The organism is Allofrancisella frigidaquae (genome assembly GCF_012222825.1).
Classification (GTDB): Bacteria; Pseudomonadota; Gammaproteobacteria; order Francisellales; family Francisellaceae; genus Francisella; species Francisella frigidaquae.
This window is the reverse complement of record NZ_CP038017.1, coordinates 1,615,733-1,631,824: the sequence shown is the minus strand read 5'-3', so window position 1 is coordinate 1,631,824 and position 16,092 is coordinate 1,615,733. Positions and strand designations below refer to the sequence as shown.

Sequence of the window (16,092 nt, the reverse complement as noted above, 5' to 3'; positions counted from 1 at the left end):
AGGTAAATAATGAAAAGTGACTAGAAGTTCCTACTAGTTGCACCTGTGTATAATTGTCTTGGGCGACCAATTTTTTGAGCTGAATCGTTTACCATTTCTATCCATTGAGAAATCCAGCCAGAGGTTCTAGCAAGAGCAAAGATTGCAGTGAACATTTCTTCTGGAATTCCCATAGCTTTTAAGATGATACCTGAATAAAAGTCCACATTTGGAAAGAGTTTCCTTTCTATGAAAAACTCATCTTGTAGTGCAATTTCTTCTAACTTTTTAGCTACAGCTAAAAGTGGGTTATCCCCATTGCCAAACTTAGCTAAAATTTGCTCACAGTTTTGTTTCATAGCAGTAGCTCTAGGGTCGGTATTCTTATATACTCTATGACCAAAACCCATCAATCTGAAAGGATCATCTTTATCTTTGGCTTTTTCAATAAACTTGTTGATATTATCCATGCTACCAATTTCTGATAACATTTTTAGAACAGCTTCATTTGCTCCCCCATGTGCTGGTCCCCAGAGTGCTGTTATACCTGCTATAATGGCAGCATAAGGTGAGTTACCTGTAGATCCTGATAATCTAACAGTTGACGTTGAAGCATTTTGTTCGTGGTCGGCATGAAGTATAAAGATTGTGTCCATCGCTTCAACATGAAGTTCATCTGGTTTATAGTTTTCATCTTCAGCGAACATCATATATAGGAAGTTTTCAGCATAACCGTAGTCTGGTTTTGGCTCTAGGAATTTTTTGCCTTGGTTATGTCTATAGGCCATAGCTGCTATAGTAGCAATCTTGGCAATTATATTTTTGGCAACCTCCTCTTGAGGTTCTTTTTGTCCATTGTGAACATGCTCAGCAGCAATCACGTTAACCCCAGCAATTAGGCTAGACATAGGGTGAGTATGTTTTGGCATAGCAGATACGGCTGCTTTTATATGTTCACATACAGGCATTTTTGCTATAATTTCTCTTCTGAAAGCTTCTCTTTGCTCGTTAGTTGGTAATTGACCGTAGATTAGAGCATAACATAGAGTTCTATAATTTGACTTTTGTGTCCATTCTTGTATAGGGTAGCCTCTATGAAGGAGAACACCTTTTTCTCCGTCTATATAAGTGATTTTAGATTCACACGATGCAGTTGACATAAAGCCAGGATCATAAGTGAAAAGACCGTGTTTTACTAGAGATGAAACATCTATGCAATCATTACCCAAACTAGGAGAATATACGGGCAAGTCTATCTCAATATTTTTCTCAGCATATTTAAGTGTAGCGTACTTTGACATTATTATAAAACCTCCGAATAAGAGTTGATTATTTTAAAAAGTAATAAAGTTTTACAGTAAAAAGAAACACATGCTACTTAACATATGATCATAGTCGAAATAATAAGCTAAACAGTATTTTTTTGCAAATAAAAATTGTTATTTGTAAAAGCTGCTTCTTGTTAAATTAGAGGATTAAAGCTACCTAGATCAAAAGCTTTTGACATGTGTAAATTAGTTCTAGGCTTTTATTTATAAATGTTTGAATTTCATCTTACAAAAATATATTATAAAGAGGTTAAGAACGTGAATTCACTTTGGTTTTAGTGTGAAGTTGCTTCGGAGGAATATCGAGCATGAAAAAAATAACAAATATTGATCTGATATCAATAAAATCCTATAACTTTCCTATTACGGCTATAAGCTCAATATTGCACCGTATAACAGGTGTGATTCTTATAGTGGCTATTCCATTAGCAGTGGTTGGAATGAACTATTCTTTAGCGGGGCCAAATGGTTATGAGCAGACTGTGTCAATTTTGACAAAAGGGTGGGCTAGCTTATTTTTTTGGGTTTTCTTGTCGGCTTTGACTTATCATGTATATGCTGGTGTCAGGCATATGATTATGGATATGGGCTTCGGTGAGAGTATGAAGATTGCTAAGTTAACTTCATTTATAACGATTGTTTTGGGTATTTTATCAGCGGTTTTTTGGGGGTACTTTTTATGGCTGTAATTTCGCTTACATCTTCAGGTGTTAAAGACTTTTTTGTGCAGCGAGTTACAGCTGTTATTATTGCTGTTTACTTTGCCTACATACTTATAAAAGCTTTATGTTTATCTCATGCTGGAGCACTTAATTATGACAGTTGGCACGGTTTGTTTACAGATGGAATATTTCTTAGAATTCTAACTTTGATGGCATATTTATCAATTTTCTTACATGCTTGGGTTGGTCTTTGGATTATCTGTGGCGACTATATTAAATGTGCATGGGCTTCAGCGGTCGTTATGCTAAGTTTTATTTTGATTTATGTGTTTTGTTTTTTTTGGTTATTTGCGATTTTATTTTTCTATTAAGAGGTTGTTTTTATGAGTATAGCTACACAAGAATTTGACGCGATTGTTGTTGGTGCTGGTGGCGCTGGACTTAGGGCTGCGTTTCAGTTATCGCAATCAGGATTTAAGACCGCGGTTGTTTCGAAAGTCTTTCCAACAAGATCTCACACTGTGGCAGCTCAAGGTGGTATAGCTGCAGCTTTAGGTAATATTCAGTTTGAAGATGATCTTCCATCTGATGATTGGAAGTGGCATATGTATGATACTGTTAAAGGTTCTGATTACATTGGTGATCAAGATGCTATCGAATATATGTGTGAACATGCACCTCAATCAATTATCGAATTAGAGCATATGGGTATGCCGTTTTCACGCTTAGAAAATGGAAAAATTTATCAGCGTGCTTTTGGTGGTATGTCTAGAAATTTTGATCCAGCAAATCAAGCAAAAAGGACATGTGCAGCTTCTGATAGGACAGGACATGCCCTTTTACATACTTTATATCAAGGTAACTTAAAACATAACACTAATTTTTACACAGAATGGTTTGCTGTGGATCTTGTCAAAGCTGATGATGGTAGTATATCTGGTGTTATAGCTCTTTGTATAGAAACTGGTGAAACAGTGTTCCTTCAATCAAAGATAACAATTCTTGCAACAGGGGGGGCGGGTCGTATTTATGAGTCTAGCACTAATGCCTATATAAATACAGGTGACGGTATGGGCTTGGCTTTAAGAGCTGGCTTGCCTCTTCAAGATATGGAGTTTTGGCAATTTCATCCTACTGGTATTGCAGGAGCTGGTGTGTTAGTTACAGAAGGTTGCCGTGGTGAAGGCGGTATCTTACGTAATAAAGATGGTGAAAGATTTATGGAAAGGTATGCTCCTAATGCTAAAGATTTAGCTTGCCGGGATGTTGTATCGCGCGCATCTCAGCAGGAAATCATGGAAGGTCGTGGGGATACTTTTAGTGGTTCTAGTTGTGTATGGTTGGACCTTACTCATCTTGGGGAAAACGTTATTGATGAAAGGCTTCCTACAGTTAGAGAGTTAGCAAAAACTTTTGCAGGTGTAGATCCTGTTGAAAAGCCTATTCCTGTTGTACCAACTTGTCACTATCAGATGGGTGGTATACCAACTAATAAATATGGACAAGTTATTACTCAAGAAAATGGTGAAGATAAAGTTATTGAGGGATTATACGCTGTTGGGGAATGTGCTTCAGTATCTGTGCATGGAGCTAACAGGTTGGGGAGTAATTCATTATTAGATTTGGTTGTATTTGGTAGAGCTGCGGGAATGCATGCTGAAGAAAGTTTAAAGTCAGGAATGACTATTAAAAAAACTTCTTGTGAAAATATTGAGCAAGCTGCAGCTAGAATTAAAAAATGGGACACTTCTGAACAGAGAGGCTGTAAAGAAAAAATCTCTGTATTGAGAAAAGAGTTACAGCAAACTATGCAACAATATTTTTCGGTATTTAGACAAGAAACTACAATGAAAGAAGGCTTTGATAAGCTTCTTAAGTTAAGACAAAGACTTGATGATGCTGTTTTAGAAGATAACAGTAGAATATTTAATATGACAAGAATCGAAGCATTGGAGTTAGATAACCTAATGTTAACAGCTATTGCGACGGCTAAGTTGGCTATAGAGAGAAAAGAATCTCGAGGCGCGCACTCAAGAGTTGATTATCCAGATAGAGATGATGAGAATTGGATGAAACATACACTATATTTCTTGGATGAAGATAGAACATCTTCTCGTGAAGTTAACATGTCTCCAACAAAAGTAAAAGCCTTTCAACCAGCAGAACGTAAATATTAATACAAGGATTTAATATAATGGACGTAAGATTTAAAATTTACAGATATAATCCGGAAACAGATAAAAAACCTTACTACGATGAGTATACGGTAACAGTTGAAAACGAAGGCGTAAAAGTTTTAACAGCTTTAGAGCTTATCAAAGAACAAGATCCGACTCTTGCTATGAGAAGATCATGTAGAGAAGGAGTTTGCGGTTCTGATGGTATGAATATCAACGGTAAGAATCGTTTGGCATGTATCACCTCTGTTGGAGAGTTAAAGCAGCCTATTAAGGTGAATCCTTTACCTGGATTACCTGTTGTTAGGGATTTGATTGTAGATATGAAACAATTCTACAAAAATTATGAAAAAGTAAAGCCTTACTTGATAAACGACGAAGAGGCTCCTGCCAAAGAAAGGCTACAATCGCCAGAGGATAGAGCTAAGCTTGATGGGCTGTATGAATGTATTTTGTGTGCGTGTTGTACTACTTCTTGTCCATCATTTTGGTGGAATCCTGACAAATTTATTGGTCCATCAGGGCTTTTACAAGCTTATAGATTTATAGCAGATTCTAGAGATACAGCTACTAATGAAAGGCTAGAAGACTTGAAGGATCCGTTTAGTTTATTTAGGTGTAGGACTATTATGAATTGTGTTTCTGTGTGTCCAAAAGGATTAAATCCAACAGAAGCAATAGGTAAGATTAGGTCAGCTTTATTAAAAAAGAGTGTATAAATAGTAAACCTAAGATCAGGTGGGTATATGAGAAAAAACCAACCAAATTTTAACCAATGGCTGGAAACAACGCAGTTCTTTGGCGGTAACTTGGAATATTTAGAGTCAATTTATGATGACTACATTGCAGGCAATCATGATGGGATAGATCCAGAATGGTTATCTTTTTTTGATTCAGTAGCTAGTGCAACAGATGAAGCTCATAGAGACATTGTAGAAGAGTTTAAGTATTTGGCTAAAAATAAAGTTAATGCTAGTAGTGTAGTAGCTACTGGTGGAAATGAAATATCATATAAAATAAAATCTTTGATTAATGCTTATAGGTTTTATGCTTATAAGTCTGCAAATATTGATCCTCTTGGACTTTTGAAAAAAGATAAAGATCCTGATTTGGATCCAAAAAGCCATGGATTAGATACTCAAGATATGCAGCAATCTATCAATTTAGGCGTTTTAACTCAAAACAAAGAACAATCAATAGAAAGTCTAATTAGTAATCTTAAGTCAATATATGAAGCTAGTATAGGTTACGAATATATGTATATTGACAGTAAAGAAGAAAAGAAATGGTTGCAACAGCAAATAGAGTCTAATATACCGATTTCTTTAGAAGAAAAAAAATGGATATTGCAGCAACTAGTCGCAGCAGAAGGTTTGGAGAAGTATCTAGCTGTGAGATATGTAGGTCAAAAGAGATTTGGATTGGAGGGTGGAGAATCAATGATTCCAGCCCTACAACATATTATTGAAAAATCTGTAGCTAGACATTCAACTCGATTTATACAGCTTGGTATGGCTCATAGAGGTAGGCTTAACGTTTTAGTCAACATACTTGGTAAAAATCCAAAAGAGTTGTTTGAGGAGTTTGAGGGTAAACAAAGTGGAAAGAGTTTATCTGGAGATGTTAAGTATCATATGGGTTACTCAAACTACCGTAGTATTGATGGCAAAGAAGCTAAAATAGCGTTGGCATTTAACCCTTCACATCTTGAAGCTGTTGATCCTGTGGTAGAAGGGGCAGCTAAAGCAATACAAAATAAGCTTGATGGCGATGTTTATAATAAAGTTGTACCTATACTTATACATGGTGATTCAGCCTTTTGTGGACAAGGTGTAGTTATGGAAACTTTTGGTTTTTCTCTTACGGAAGCTTATGGAACTGGTGGTACGATACATATAGTCATTAATAACCAAGTTGGTTTTACTACAAGTAGTAAGTTTGGTGTTAACAGAAGTAGTAATTATTCTACTGATATAGCTAAGATGGTAGATGCGCCAATTTTTCATGTGAATGGTGATGATCCAGAGGCTGTACTTAGAGCTACAAACATCGCTCTAGAATACCGTATGAAATTTAATAAAGATGTAGTCATAGATATCCTTTGTTATCGTAGAAATGGTCATAATGAGACAGATGAGCCATCTGGTACGCAACCAAGAATGTATGAGGTGATTAAGAAGCTTCCTACAACTTTGAAAATCTATAGTGATAGACTTCAGGGTCAAGGAATTGTTGATGCAGAGCTTTTATCAAGGTTAAATGCCCAATATCGCAGCAAGTTGGATGAAGGAAAAACTACTGTAGATATTCTTGATAGAAACAGTGTCAAAGATAAGCTAAAAGTTTGCGATTGGCTTCCTTATTTAGGTAAACAAAAAACTGAATATGTTTACAAGCCAATAGAGCAAGATGTGCTTAAAAATTTGGCATATAAAATGTGTGAAGTTCCTAAAGAGATCGATATTCAAATGCAAGTTAAAAAAACCATCTCTGACAGGCTTAAAATGGCAAAAGGTGATATTCCTGTTAATTGGGGGTTTGCGGAATCTTTAGCTTATGCAACGCTGCTTAATGATGGTCATACAGTCAGAATTTCTGGAGAAGATAGCGGTAGAGGAACATTCTCACATCGCCATGCTGTAGTTAAAAACATGGATACAAGCTTAGCAGTAAAAGAATATATACCTCTTAAGCATATAAATGAAAAAGCTAGATTTGATATTATTGACTCTACACTTTCTGAATATGGTGTATTAGGTTTTGAGTATGGCTATAGTTGTTATAGTCCAGATGCCTTAGTAATTTGGGAGGCTCAGTTTGGTGATTTTGTTAACACTGCTCAAGTAGTTATAGACCAGTTTTTAGTTGCAGCAGAGGAAAAGTGGGGTATATTATCAGGTTTAACTTTATTTTTACCACATGGCCAAGAAGGAGCTGGTGCTGAACATTCTTCAGCAAGGTTAGAGAGATTTTTAAGTTCTTGTGCTAACGGTAACATGCAGGTTTGTACACCAACGACTCCCGCACAAATTTATCATTTACTAAGAAGACAAGTTATTAGACCTCTAAGAAAGCCTCTTATTGTTATGACTCCAAAAAGCTTACTAAGAAATCCTATGGCTGTTTCATCTTTAGAGGAGCTTTCAAAGGGACATTTTGAAAGTGTAATAGATGATAAAAAAGCAAAAGCAGATGAAGTTAAAAAACTGATTTTATGTAACGGTAAAGTTTATTATGATCTTATGCTTAAGAAGCAAGACGTTTATGCAGATACAGCAGTAGTTAGAATAGAAGAACTTTACCCTGTTCCTAATGAGAAGTTGGAAGAAATATTTAAGAAATATGAAAATGCTAAGAAAATTGTTTGGTTACAAGAAGAGCCGCAAAACAAGGGGGCTTGGTACCATGTAAGGCATTTTATTGAAAGAATTCTTGGAGATGATCAAAAACTATTGTGTGTAGCTAGAGAAAGGTCTTCAGCTCCTGCTGTAGGCTACCATGCGATGTACGTAAAACAGCAGGAAGAAATTGTTAATAAAGCTTTAGAAATATAAATTTTAAATTTATTACTAGGAGTAAATAATGTTAGAGTTAAAAGTACCTATGTTTCCAGAATCAGTAGCAGATGGAACCTTGGCGCAATGGCATAAAAAAGAAGGTGACTTCGTAAAAGAAGGTGAGATAGTGGCTGAAATTGAAACTGATAAAGTTGTTTTAGAGGTTCCTGCTACCTCCTCTGGTATTTTAAAAAATATCAAAAAGCAGGCTGGTGATATTGTATTATCAGAAGAAAGCCTTGCTAATATAGATATAGATGGAAAGGCTATTTTTAGCAAAGAAGAATCTTCTACTCAAGGAGCCAAAAACCAAGTTCCAGTTTCTTCTGGTGCAGAAGTTGATGTTAAAGCGCCGGTTTTCCCAGAATCAGTAGCTGATGGTACAGTTTCTGAATGGCATAAAAAAGAGGGCGATGTGGTAGCAGAAGGTGATATTCTGGCAGAAATTGAAACCGATAAAGTTGTTTTAGAAGTTCCTGCAGTCGTAAGTGGTACATTAGTTAAAATAATAAAAGGTGCTGGAGATACTGTTTTATCAGCACAAACTATAGCTAAGATTGTAGAAGGCGCTTCTTCGATAGCTGTAGCGTCTAAGGAAACTAAGTCTGAGTCTGTAAATAATACAACTGCTCCACATTTGGTTCCATCAGCACGAAAAGCGTTTAACTCAAGTAATTTAGATTCGGCTGCGGGTATACAAGGTACAGGTAAAAAAGGACGTATTACGTCAGAAGACGTTAAAAAAGCAGCTACTATATCAAATAGTTCTCAAAATAGCTCTCAGCCAGTGATTGCTCAAGGTTCAAGGTTTGAAAAGAGAGTTAAGATGACTCGTCTACGCCAGACTATAGCAAATAGGCTTGTTGAAGTTCAACATACAAATGCTATTTTAACTACTTTTAATGAAGTAGATATGAGTGCTGTAATGGAACTTAGAAATAAATATAAAGATATGTTTTTAAAAGAGCATGACACTAAACTTGGCTTTATGTCTTTCTTTATAAAAGCAGCTACAGAAGCTCTTAAAAAATTCCCAGATGTAAATGCTTCTATAGATGGTGATGAAATCGTTTATCATAACTATTTTGATATAGGTATTGCTGTAGGTACAGATAGAGGACTTGTTGTACCTGTGTTAAGAGATACCGATACAAAATCTTTAGCAGAGTTAGAGGCAGATGTACTTGATAAGGCAATTAAGGGGCGTGATGGTAAATTAAGTTTAGATGATATGAAGGGTGGCACGTTTACTATTACTAACGGTGGTACTTATGGTTCTATGTTATCTACGCCGATCATTAATTCACCACAGAGCGCTATTTTGGGTATGCATAATATAGTAGAGCGCCCAGTTGTAATTAATGGAGAGATAAAAATCCGTCCTATAATGTATTTGGCGCTATCTTATGATCATAGAATTATTGATGGTAGCACGTCAGTTAAGTTTTTAAAGATGATTAAAGAATTACTTGAAGATCCAACTAGAATTCTTCTTCAAGTTTAGTTTTTCTAACATTTTCTTCAAGGTTTTCTCAGATGAGTTTGGAATTTATAAAAAGTAAGATTATGGCTGTGCCAGATTTTCCTAAAGCTGGTATCACATTTAGAGATATTACACCGCTTTTAGCTGAGCCCCAGGGTTTAAGAGTGACAGCCCAAGAGATGGCGAAAGAGTTACAAAGAAGAAATATAAAACCAACTATAATAGCAGGAACGGAAAGTAGAGGATTTATATTTGGAGTAGCTTTAGCAGAAGTTTTAGGAGTAGGATTTGTACCAGTTAGAAAGCCTGGTAAACTTCCTAGGGAAACTTATAGTGTTAGCTACGATCTTGAGTATGGCAGTGATAGTCTAGAGATTCATAAAGATGCTTTCAAAGAAAGTGATAAGGTATTAATTGTAGACGATTTACTGGCTACTGGAGGCACTGCAAAAGCTACCGTTAAGCTGATTGAAGAAACACACGCACAAGTTGCAGCTCTTATATTTGTGATGGAGCTTAAAGGCTTGGGTGGAAGAGATGTTTTGGATGGGTACAATGTTTCAGCGCTATTAGAATTTTAAATAAGGTTTTAAAAAAATGACAAAATATTTTGGTACAGACGGCATTAGAGGAGAAGTTGGTAATTCAACTATCACAGCAGAATTTGTTCAAAAATTAGGTAATGCTGTGGGATCTTTGATTAATGATAAAGAGTATCCGAAATTTGTCATGGTCGGTCAAGATACACGTAGCTCTAGTAATCTGTTAAAGTTTGCTTTGGTCTCAGGGCTAAATGCAGCTGGTATAAATGTTTTGGATTTGGGTATTGTACCAACCCCAGTGGTGGCATTTATGACTGTTAAACATAAAGCTTCAGCAGGTTTTGTCATAACAGCATCACATAATAAATTTACAGATAATGGTATTAAATTATTCTCCTCTAATGGTTTTAAGTTAGATGACTCTTTAGAAGAAGAGGTTGAGAAGAAAATAGATAGCTCATTTATATATCAGCCTCAATATAAGTTTGGTAACTACAAAATGTTAGAAAACACTATTACTGAATACATAGAGGATAATTACCAGCGTTTTGGAGATTTGGTTAAATATAAAGGTAAGGTTGTTATAGATTGTGCTAATGGTGCAGGATCGCACAATTTTGAGGCTTTACTTGATAAGTTTGGTATTGATTATATTTCGATAGCTTCTAACCCTGATGGTGTAAATATTAATGTCAATTGTGGAGCTACATGCGTAGAAAATATAAGTAAAGCTGTTTTAGAGCATAAAGCAGACCTTGGCGTGGCTTTAGATGGCGATGGTGATAGAATTATAATTGTTGATGAAACCGGTAGTGAAATAGACGGCGATGGAATTTTAAATATCATATCTCGATATAGTGATATTTGTGGTGGTACTAAAGGCATAGTTGGCACGCAAATGACTAATATGAGTTATGAAAACCATTACAGAAAAAATAACGTCCCATTTATTCGCTCTAAAGTAGGTGATAGATATGTTTTAGAAGACCTCGTGAAGTATGATTATAAAATAGGTGGTGAGTCTTCTGGACACGTCATTAATTTAAATTTTGGTACTACTGGAGATGGTCTTCTTACAGCTATACAGCTTTTAGCTATTTTTTCACAAATTGATAAGCCGGTTTCCCACTTTAAATTAAAAGATAAGCTAATGCAGCAGACTTTGATTAATGTGCCATTAGAGAAAAAAGTTACTAAAGAAGATTTACTCAAGCTTTCTATAGATATTGAAGAGGTTGAGAATAGATTGGCGGATAGAGGCAGAGTTCTGCTTAGGCCATCAGGGACAGAACCTGTTTTGCGTGTAATGGTAGAAGCCGATGATAAAGACTTGGCTACTTTAGAAGCAGAGTATTTAGCTAAACAAGTCAAGCAAAAATTAATATAGGGATGAGTATGCAAAAGTTAATCATGGGTAATTGGAAAATGAATGGCAACTCTCAGAGTATCAAAGAGCTTTGCTATGGTATTTCAAAAGTTGAGTATGATATTTCAAAAGTTAGCGTTGCTGTTTTTCCATCTAGTGTTTATGTAAAGGAAGTGGTTTCACAGTTGCCAGAAAGCATGGGTGTGGGTTTACAAAACATTACATTTTATGATGATGGGGCTTACACCGGAGAGTTATCTGTAAAAATGCTACAAGATACAGGTTGTAGTTATGTTCTGATTGGACATTCTGAGAGAAGAGCATTGTTTGGTGAGTCTGATGAAGATGTCTTTAAGAAGTTGCAGAAAGTTATAGATACAGATGTGGTACCAGTAGTTTGCATAGGTGAAACTTTATCAGATAGAGAAGGCGGAGTTTTAGAAGATGTTCTGGGAGCTCAGCTAGGTTTGATTTTAGAGAATTTTTCTGTCAAACAATTAGGGAAGTTAGTTATAGCTTATGAGCCTGTTTGGGCTATTGGTACAGGAGTTGTAGCATCATTAGAACAAATACAACAAACGCATAAATTTATAAGATCTTTGCTAGCAAAAATTAATCAAGATCTTGCTAAAAAAATCAAAATAGTGTATGGTGGTAGCTTAAAAGCTGAAAATGCTAAAGACATTTTAAGTTTACCGGATGTGGATGGTGGGCTTATAGGTGGAGCGTCTCTAAAAGCTTCTGAATTTAACGAAATAATAAGTCAAGCAAACAAGATATGTACGGAATAATTTTAACTATAGATATTATCGCTGCTTTAGCTGTTGTTGTATTAGTGTTATTACAACAAGGGAAAGGTGCAAATATGGGCGTTTCATTTGGAGGCGGTGCGTCAAATACTGTGTTTGGCAGTAAGGGTGCAGCATCATTTTTATTTAAAATGACTGTGTTCTTTACCGCTGTTTTTTTTGTGTGTTGTTTGACTTTAGGATACCTGGGTAAAAGTTCAGTTACAGCTTTAGTAGCTACAGAACAATCTATTGTTAGTCAGTATGACTATGATCAATATCAAAAGGAAATTGGTCAAAAATCCACATCATCAAATAATGCTTCTAAAGGTGAAATATAACTAACTAAGAAAATATCTATTGCACCGGTGGTGGAATTGGTAGACACGCCATCTTGAGGGGGTGGTGTCTTAAAGACGTGTGGGTTCAAATCCCACTCGGTGCACCATAATTTAGCGTTCTTAAAAGGTCTTTTTAGGACCATAAATCCATATATGGTATATTTCTGCGGAAGGTTATCAAGGTTGTATAAATACTTGTATGAGGGTATTTTTTTTCTAACATGTATTATATAATAATTACTCTTGATATAATGTAAGTTAAATAACTTAATAATTTTAATTTGACGAAGGAATATATTTGCTATGAACTGGAAAAAATGTTTAATCATACTGTTTAGCATATTAGGAGTTTTGTCCTTATCGGGTTGTAAAGGTGGTATATGGAACCCTATGGGGGTAATCACGCTACAAGAGAAAAAATTACTTATATTTGCGGTGCTTCTGATGCTTATCGTGGTTGTGCCTGTTATTATTTTGACTCTCTGGTTCGCTTGGAGATACCGTGAAGGAACAAATGCTGAATATCGTCCAAACTGGTGTCATAATAACCTTCTTGAAGTTATCTGCTGGGGGGTTCCTTTTATAATTATATTAATATTAGCAATCGTTACGTGGAAAACTACACATTCACTTAGCCAATATAAGCCTTTAGAGTCAGATAAAGAACCTGTAAACATAGAGGTTGTTGCTTTAGATTGGAAATGGATGTTTATATATCCTCAGTATGATATTGCTACGATTAATTATATTGAAATTCCAAAGGATCGTCCTGTGAATTTTAAGATTACGTCAGCTGCACCCATGAACTCTTTCTTTATTCCAGAACTAGGTAGCCAGATTTACGCTATGACTGGCATGACTACTCAATTGCATATTCTTGCAACCGAAGAGGGTAAATACCGTGGTTTTTCTGCTAACTACACTGGTAAAGGTTTTGCTGAAATGCAATTTTATACAAAAGTAACAGATCAAGATAGTTTTGATAAATGGGTCAAAGAAGTTAAAGATGGTAAGCATAAGTCGTTAACATGGGATTATTTCTGGAAGAATTTAGTTAAGCAATCTATTGACGATCCAGTAACTTACTATTCACATGTTGATGGAAACTTATTTAATGATATCGTTATGTCTTATATGATGCCAAATTATAAGCCTGGTGATATGGACCATATGCATATGCACCATAGTATGTCGCATTAATAATAAGTAGTATTTAAATAGGAGACGAGTATGCTAGAAGCATTGATAGGGAAACTGAGTAATCCACATTTAGTTTTTCCATATCTGTATGAGCCAGTAAGTCAGCAGATGATAATACTGGGGATGTTCATATTTATTGTGATCACAGGTGTGGCAGTCTTAGGTGGAGTAACTTATTTTAAGAAATGGGGTTACTTATGGAGAGAGTGGTTTACTACAATCGATCATAAGAAAATAGGAACAATGTATACAATAGTGGCTCTGGTCATGTTGTTTAGAGGCTTTATTGATGCTGCTATGATGAGAACGCAGCAAGCTTTAGCGGCAGGTGATAGTACTGGTTATTTGATACCAGAACACTTTGATCAGATCTTTACTGCTCATGGTGTCATCATGATTTTCTTTGTGGCGATGCCGCTTATATTTGCATTAATGAACTGGGTTATACCTCTGCAAATTGGTGCTAGAGACGTTGCTTTTCCTTACATGAATTCTTTAAGCTTCTGGCTTTTTGTTGTTGGAGCAATGCTTATTAATATTTCACTACTTGTTGGTGATTTTGCTCATGCTGGTTGGCTTGCATACCCTCCTTTTTCAGATATAACTTATAGCCCTACTGTGGGTACAGATTACTACATTTGGGGGCTACAAATATCTGGTATTGGATCATTAATGACCGGTATTAACTTCTTTGTGACAATTATTAAAATGCGTTGTAAAGGTATGACTTTGATGAAGATGCCTATTTTTACATGGGCTTCATTATGTTCAGTTATACTAGTTATAGCAGCTTTCCCTGTGTTAACAGTAACATTAGGTTTATTAACTTTAGATAGATATTTTGGTACGCATTTCTTTACAGTTTCTGGTGGCGGAGATCAAATGATGTACGTCAACCTAATATGGATATGGGGTCATCCAGAGGTTTACATTTTAGTACTTCCTATGTTTGGTGTATATTCAGAGGTTGTTGCTACTTTCTGTAAGAAACCTTTGTTTGGGTATGTAACCATGGTATGGGCAAGTATCGTTATTACTATCTTGTCATTTACCGTATGGCTACATCACTTCTTTACAATGGGAGCAAGTGCTAATGTTAATGCTTTCTTTGGTATAATGACGATGATTATTGCTATCCCAACAGGGGTGAAAATATTTAACTGGTTATTTACAATGTACAAAGGACGTATAACATTTACTACACCGATGTTATGGTTAGTTGGCTTTATAGTGACTTTCTCAATAGGTGGGATGACAGGTGTATTATTATCTGTACCAGGTGTTGATTTCCAAATGCATAATAGTGTATTTCTAATAGCACATTTCCATAATGTTATTATTGGAGGTGTAGTATTTGGTGCTTTTGCTGGGCTTACTTACTGGTTTCCTAAAATATTTGGCTTTAAGCTAAATGAACGTTTAGGTAAATATGCATTTTGGTGTTGGTTAGTTGGTTTCTTTGTAGCGTTTATGCCTTTGTATATACTAGGTATGATGGGTATGACTAGAAGACTTTATCACTATGATGCAGCAACTGGATATCAGCCGCTATTGATAGTAGCTTGGTTTGGAGCAATGATTATTGCTTTAGGTGTGTTCTTCCAAGTTCTACAGATTATAGTAAGTGTACGTAATAGGAATGAAAACCGTGTTACTGGTGATGCTTGGGGTGCCGGTCGTACTTTAGAGTGGGCTATACCATCTCCAGTACCTTTCTACAATTTTGCGCATGATCCAGTAGTATCAGAAAGAGATGCATTTTGGGATCAAAAACAAAAAAGCTTAGATATCCAAAATGAATCAAAAGATGGGACTAAGTCATATGAAGATATTCATATGCCAAGAAATACAGCTGTAGGTTTTGTTATAGGAGTATTCAGTTTTGTCTTTGGCTTTGCTGCAGTGTGGCACATTTGGTGGCTTGCAGCAGTTGGTGTAATAGGTATTATAGGTACTGTATTATATAGATCTTTTGATTACGATATTGATTATTACGTCAAAGCAGATGAGGTTGAAAAAGTAGAGAATGAATATAAAAATTCACAAGGGGTGATATAATGAGTGCAGTAACTGTAGATAATCATCATCACCAAGGCGAACACGACCATCATTTTGATGGTTCTAAAAACGTATTTGGGTTTTGGATTTACATTATGAGCGACTGTGTTCTTTTTGCGACACTGTTTGCTGTTTACGCAGTTTTTCATAAAAATACATTTGGTGGAGCTGGTGCTCAAGAATTATTTAGCTTGCCATATGTGTTTGTAGAAACTATGCTTTTATTAGTTAGTAGCTTTACTTTTGGTTTAGCTATGCTATCGCGCAACTCTGATAACATTAAAAATGTTACAAAATGGCTATGGGTTACTTTCTTTTTAGGTTTAGGCTTTATACTTATGGAAGTTCATGAGTTCTACGAGCTAGCCGTCGAAGGACATACTTGGTCAAGTAGTGCGTTTTTATCATCTTTCTTTGTACTGGTAGGTACACATGGATTACATGTATCTATGGGTCTTATATGGATAGTGAGTATGATTTTGCAACTTAAAAAGTATGGTATGACGCCGATGGCAAAAACAAAGCTTACTTATTTAGGTTTATTTTGGCATTTCTTAGATATCGTATGGATATTTGTATTCTCAGTAGTTTATTTGTTAGGAGCAATATAA

14 protein-coding genes and 1 tRNA gene are annotated in these 16,092 nt (G+C 35.7%); 14 read left to right on the top strand and 1 reads right to left on the bottom strand.

Annotation, left to right across the window (positions count from 1 at the left end; translation table 11 throughout):
• Positions 1-20 precede the first annotated feature (20 nt).
• Positions 21-1,280: a citrate synthase gene (locus tag E3E15_RS07680; RefSeq protein ID WP_172107182.1), complete on the bottom strand. Its 1,260-nt coding sequence runs from the start codon at positions 1,278-1,280 to the stop codon at positions 21-23.
• A 335-nt stretch (positions 1,281-1,615) separates the two neighbouring features.
• On the opposite strand from E3E15_RS07680, the gene sdhC reads away from it, so the two are divergent.
• The 14 genes from sdhC to cyoC all read left to right on the top strand — a co-directional run bounded on the left by sdhC (position 1,616) and on the right by cyoC (position 16,092).
• Positions 1,616-1,996, top strand: a complete 381-nt coding sequence (sdhC, locus tag E3E15_RS07675) for a succinate dehydrogenase, cytochrome b556 subunit (RefSeq protein ID WP_035720497.1) — start codon at positions 1,616-1,618, stop codon at positions 1,994-1,996.
• Positions 1,972-2,340 carry a succinate dehydrogenase, hydrophobic membrane anchor protein gene (sdhD, locus tag E3E15_RS07670; protein WP_209451678.1) on the top strand — a complete coding sequence of 123 codons (369 nt, stop codon included), beginning with the start codon at positions 1,972-1,974 and terminating at the stop codon, positions 2,338-2,340. Before sdhC ends, sdhD begins: the two co-directional genes overlap by 25 nt.
• Positions 2,341-2,352: 12 nt before the next feature.
• Positions 2,353-4,146 (top strand): succinate dehydrogenase flavoprotein subunit, encoded by a 1,794-nt coding sequence (gene sdhA, locus E3E15_RS07665; protein ID WP_035720493.1) that lies wholly within the window; start codon positions 2,353-2,355, stop codon positions 4,144-4,146.
• A 17-nt stretch (positions 4,147-4,163) separates the two neighbouring features.
• A complete protein-coding gene (locus tag E3E15_RS07660; RefSeq protein WP_035720491.1) occupies positions 4,164-4,865 on the top strand; it encodes a succinate dehydrogenase iron-sulfur subunit in 702 nt (233 codons plus the stop codon).
• A 27-nt stretch (positions 4,866-4,892) separates the two neighbouring features.
• Positions 4,893-7,700, top strand: a complete 2,808-nt coding sequence (locus E3E15_RS07655) for a 2-oxoglutarate dehydrogenase E1 component (RefSeq protein ID WP_172107181.1) — start codon at positions 4,893-4,895, stop codon at positions 7,698-7,700.
• Positions 7,701-7,728: 28 nt separating this feature from the next.
• Complete coding sequence (gene odhB / locus E3E15_RS07650) at positions 7,729-9,207, top strand: 2-oxoglutarate dehydrogenase complex dihydrolipoyllysine-residue succinyltransferase (RefSeq protein ID WP_172107180.1); 1,479 nt, start codon at positions 7,729-7,731, stop codon at positions 9,205-9,207.
• Positions 9,208-9,239: 32 nt separating this feature from the next.
• On the top strand, positions 9,240-9,767 hold the full coding sequence (locus E3E15_RS07645) for an adenine phosphoribosyltransferase (RefSeq protein WP_035720484.1): 528 nt from the start codon (positions 9,240-9,242) through the stop codon (positions 9,765-9,767).
• Positions 9,768-9,783: 16 nt separating this feature from the next.
• Complete coding sequence (glmM, locus tag E3E15_RS07640; protein WP_172107179.1) at positions 9,784-11,115, top strand: phosphoglucosamine mutase; 1,332 nt, start codon at positions 9,784-9,786, stop codon at positions 11,113-11,115.
• Between the two features lie 8 nt (positions 11,116-11,123).
• Positions 11,124-11,885 (top strand): triose-phosphate isomerase, encoded by a 762-nt coding sequence (gene tpiA, locus E3E15_RS07635; RefSeq protein ID WP_172107178.1) that lies wholly within the window; start codon positions 11,124-11,126, stop codon positions 11,883-11,885.
• Entirely contained in the window at positions 11,873-12,223 is a 351-nt protein-coding gene (secG, locus tag E3E15_RS07630; protein ID WP_172107177.1) for a preprotein translocase subunit SecG, read from the top strand. The genes tpiA and secG overlap by 13 nt, the downstream gene beginning before the upstream one ends.
• A gap of 21 nt (positions 12,224-12,244) precedes the next feature.
• Positions 12,245-12,330: transfer RNA gene (locus tag E3E15_RS07625), tRNA-Leu, on the top strand.
• Positions 12,331-12,526: 196 nt separating this feature from the next.
• Positions 12,527-13,423 carry a ubiquinol oxidase subunit II gene (gene cyoA, locus E3E15_RS07620; RefSeq protein ID WP_172107176.1) on the top strand — a complete coding sequence of 299 codons (897 nt, stop codon included), beginning with the start codon at positions 12,527-12,529 and terminating at the stop codon, positions 13,421-13,423.
• A gap of 30 nt (positions 13,424-13,453) precedes the next feature.
• Positions 13,454-15,481 carry a cytochrome o ubiquinol oxidase subunit I gene (gene cyoB / locus E3E15_RS07615; RefSeq protein WP_172107175.1) on the top strand — a complete coding sequence of 676 codons (2,028 nt, stop codon included), beginning with the start codon at positions 13,454-13,456 and terminating at the stop codon, positions 15,479-15,481.
• Positions 15,481-16,092, top strand: a complete 612-nt coding sequence (cyoC, locus tag E3E15_RS07610; RefSeq protein WP_172107174.1) for a cytochrome o ubiquinol oxidase subunit III — start codon at positions 15,481-15,483, stop codon at positions 16,090-16,092. The genes cyoB and cyoC overlap by 1 nt, the downstream gene beginning before the upstream one ends.

Excerpts from the sequence above, each read along its gene's own strand:
- sdhA (WP_035720493.1), top strand. The coding sequence starts at position 2,353 with ATGAGTATAGCTACACAAGAATTTGACGCGATTGTTGTTGGTGCTGGT.
- E3E15_RS07655 (WP_172107181.1), top strand. The coding sequence starts at position 4,893 with ATGAGAAAAAACCAACCAAATTTTAACCAATGGCTGGAAACAACGCAG.
- E3E15_RS07660 (WP_035720491.1), top strand. The coding sequence starts at position 4,164 with ATGGACGTAAGATTTAAAATTTACAGATATAATCCGGAAACAGATAAA.
- cyoA (WP_172107176.1), top strand. The coding sequence starts at position 12,527 with ATGAACTGGAAAAAATGTTTAATCATACTGTTTAGCATATTAGGAGTT.
- secG (WP_172107177.1), top strand. The coding sequence starts at position 11,873 with ATGTACGGAATAATTTTAACTATAGATATTATCGCTGCTTTAGCTGTT.
- tpiA (WP_172107178.1), top strand. The coding sequence starts at position 11,124 with ATGCAAAAGTTAATCATGGGTAATTGGAAAATGAATGGCAACTCTCAG.
- E3E15_RS07645 (WP_035720484.1), top strand. The coding sequence starts at position 9,240 with ATGAGTTTGGAATTTATAAAAAGTAAGATTATGGCTGTGCCAGATTTT.
- sdhC (WP_035720497.1), top strand. The coding sequence starts at position 1,616 with ATGAAAAAAATAACAAATATTGATCTGATATCAATAAAATCCTATAAC.
- cyoC (WP_172107174.1), top strand. The coding sequence starts at position 15,481 with ATGAGTGCAGTAACTGTAGATAATCATCATCACCAAGGCGAACACGAC.
- E3E15_RS07680 (WP_172107182.1), bottom strand. The coding sequence starts at position 1,280 with ATGTCAAAGTACGCTACACTTAAATATGCTGAGAAAAATATTGAGATA.
- glmM (WP_172107179.1), top strand. The coding sequence starts at position 9,784 with ATGACAAAATATTTTGGTACAGACGGCATTAGAGGAGAAGTTGGTAAT.
- cyoB (WP_172107175.1), top strand. The coding sequence starts at position 13,454 with ATGCTAGAAGCATTGATAGGGAAACTGAGTAATCCACATTTAGTTTTT.
- odhB (WP_172107180.1), top strand. The coding sequence starts at position 7,729 with ATGTTAGAGTTAAAAGTACCTATGTTTCCAGAATCAGTAGCAGATGGA.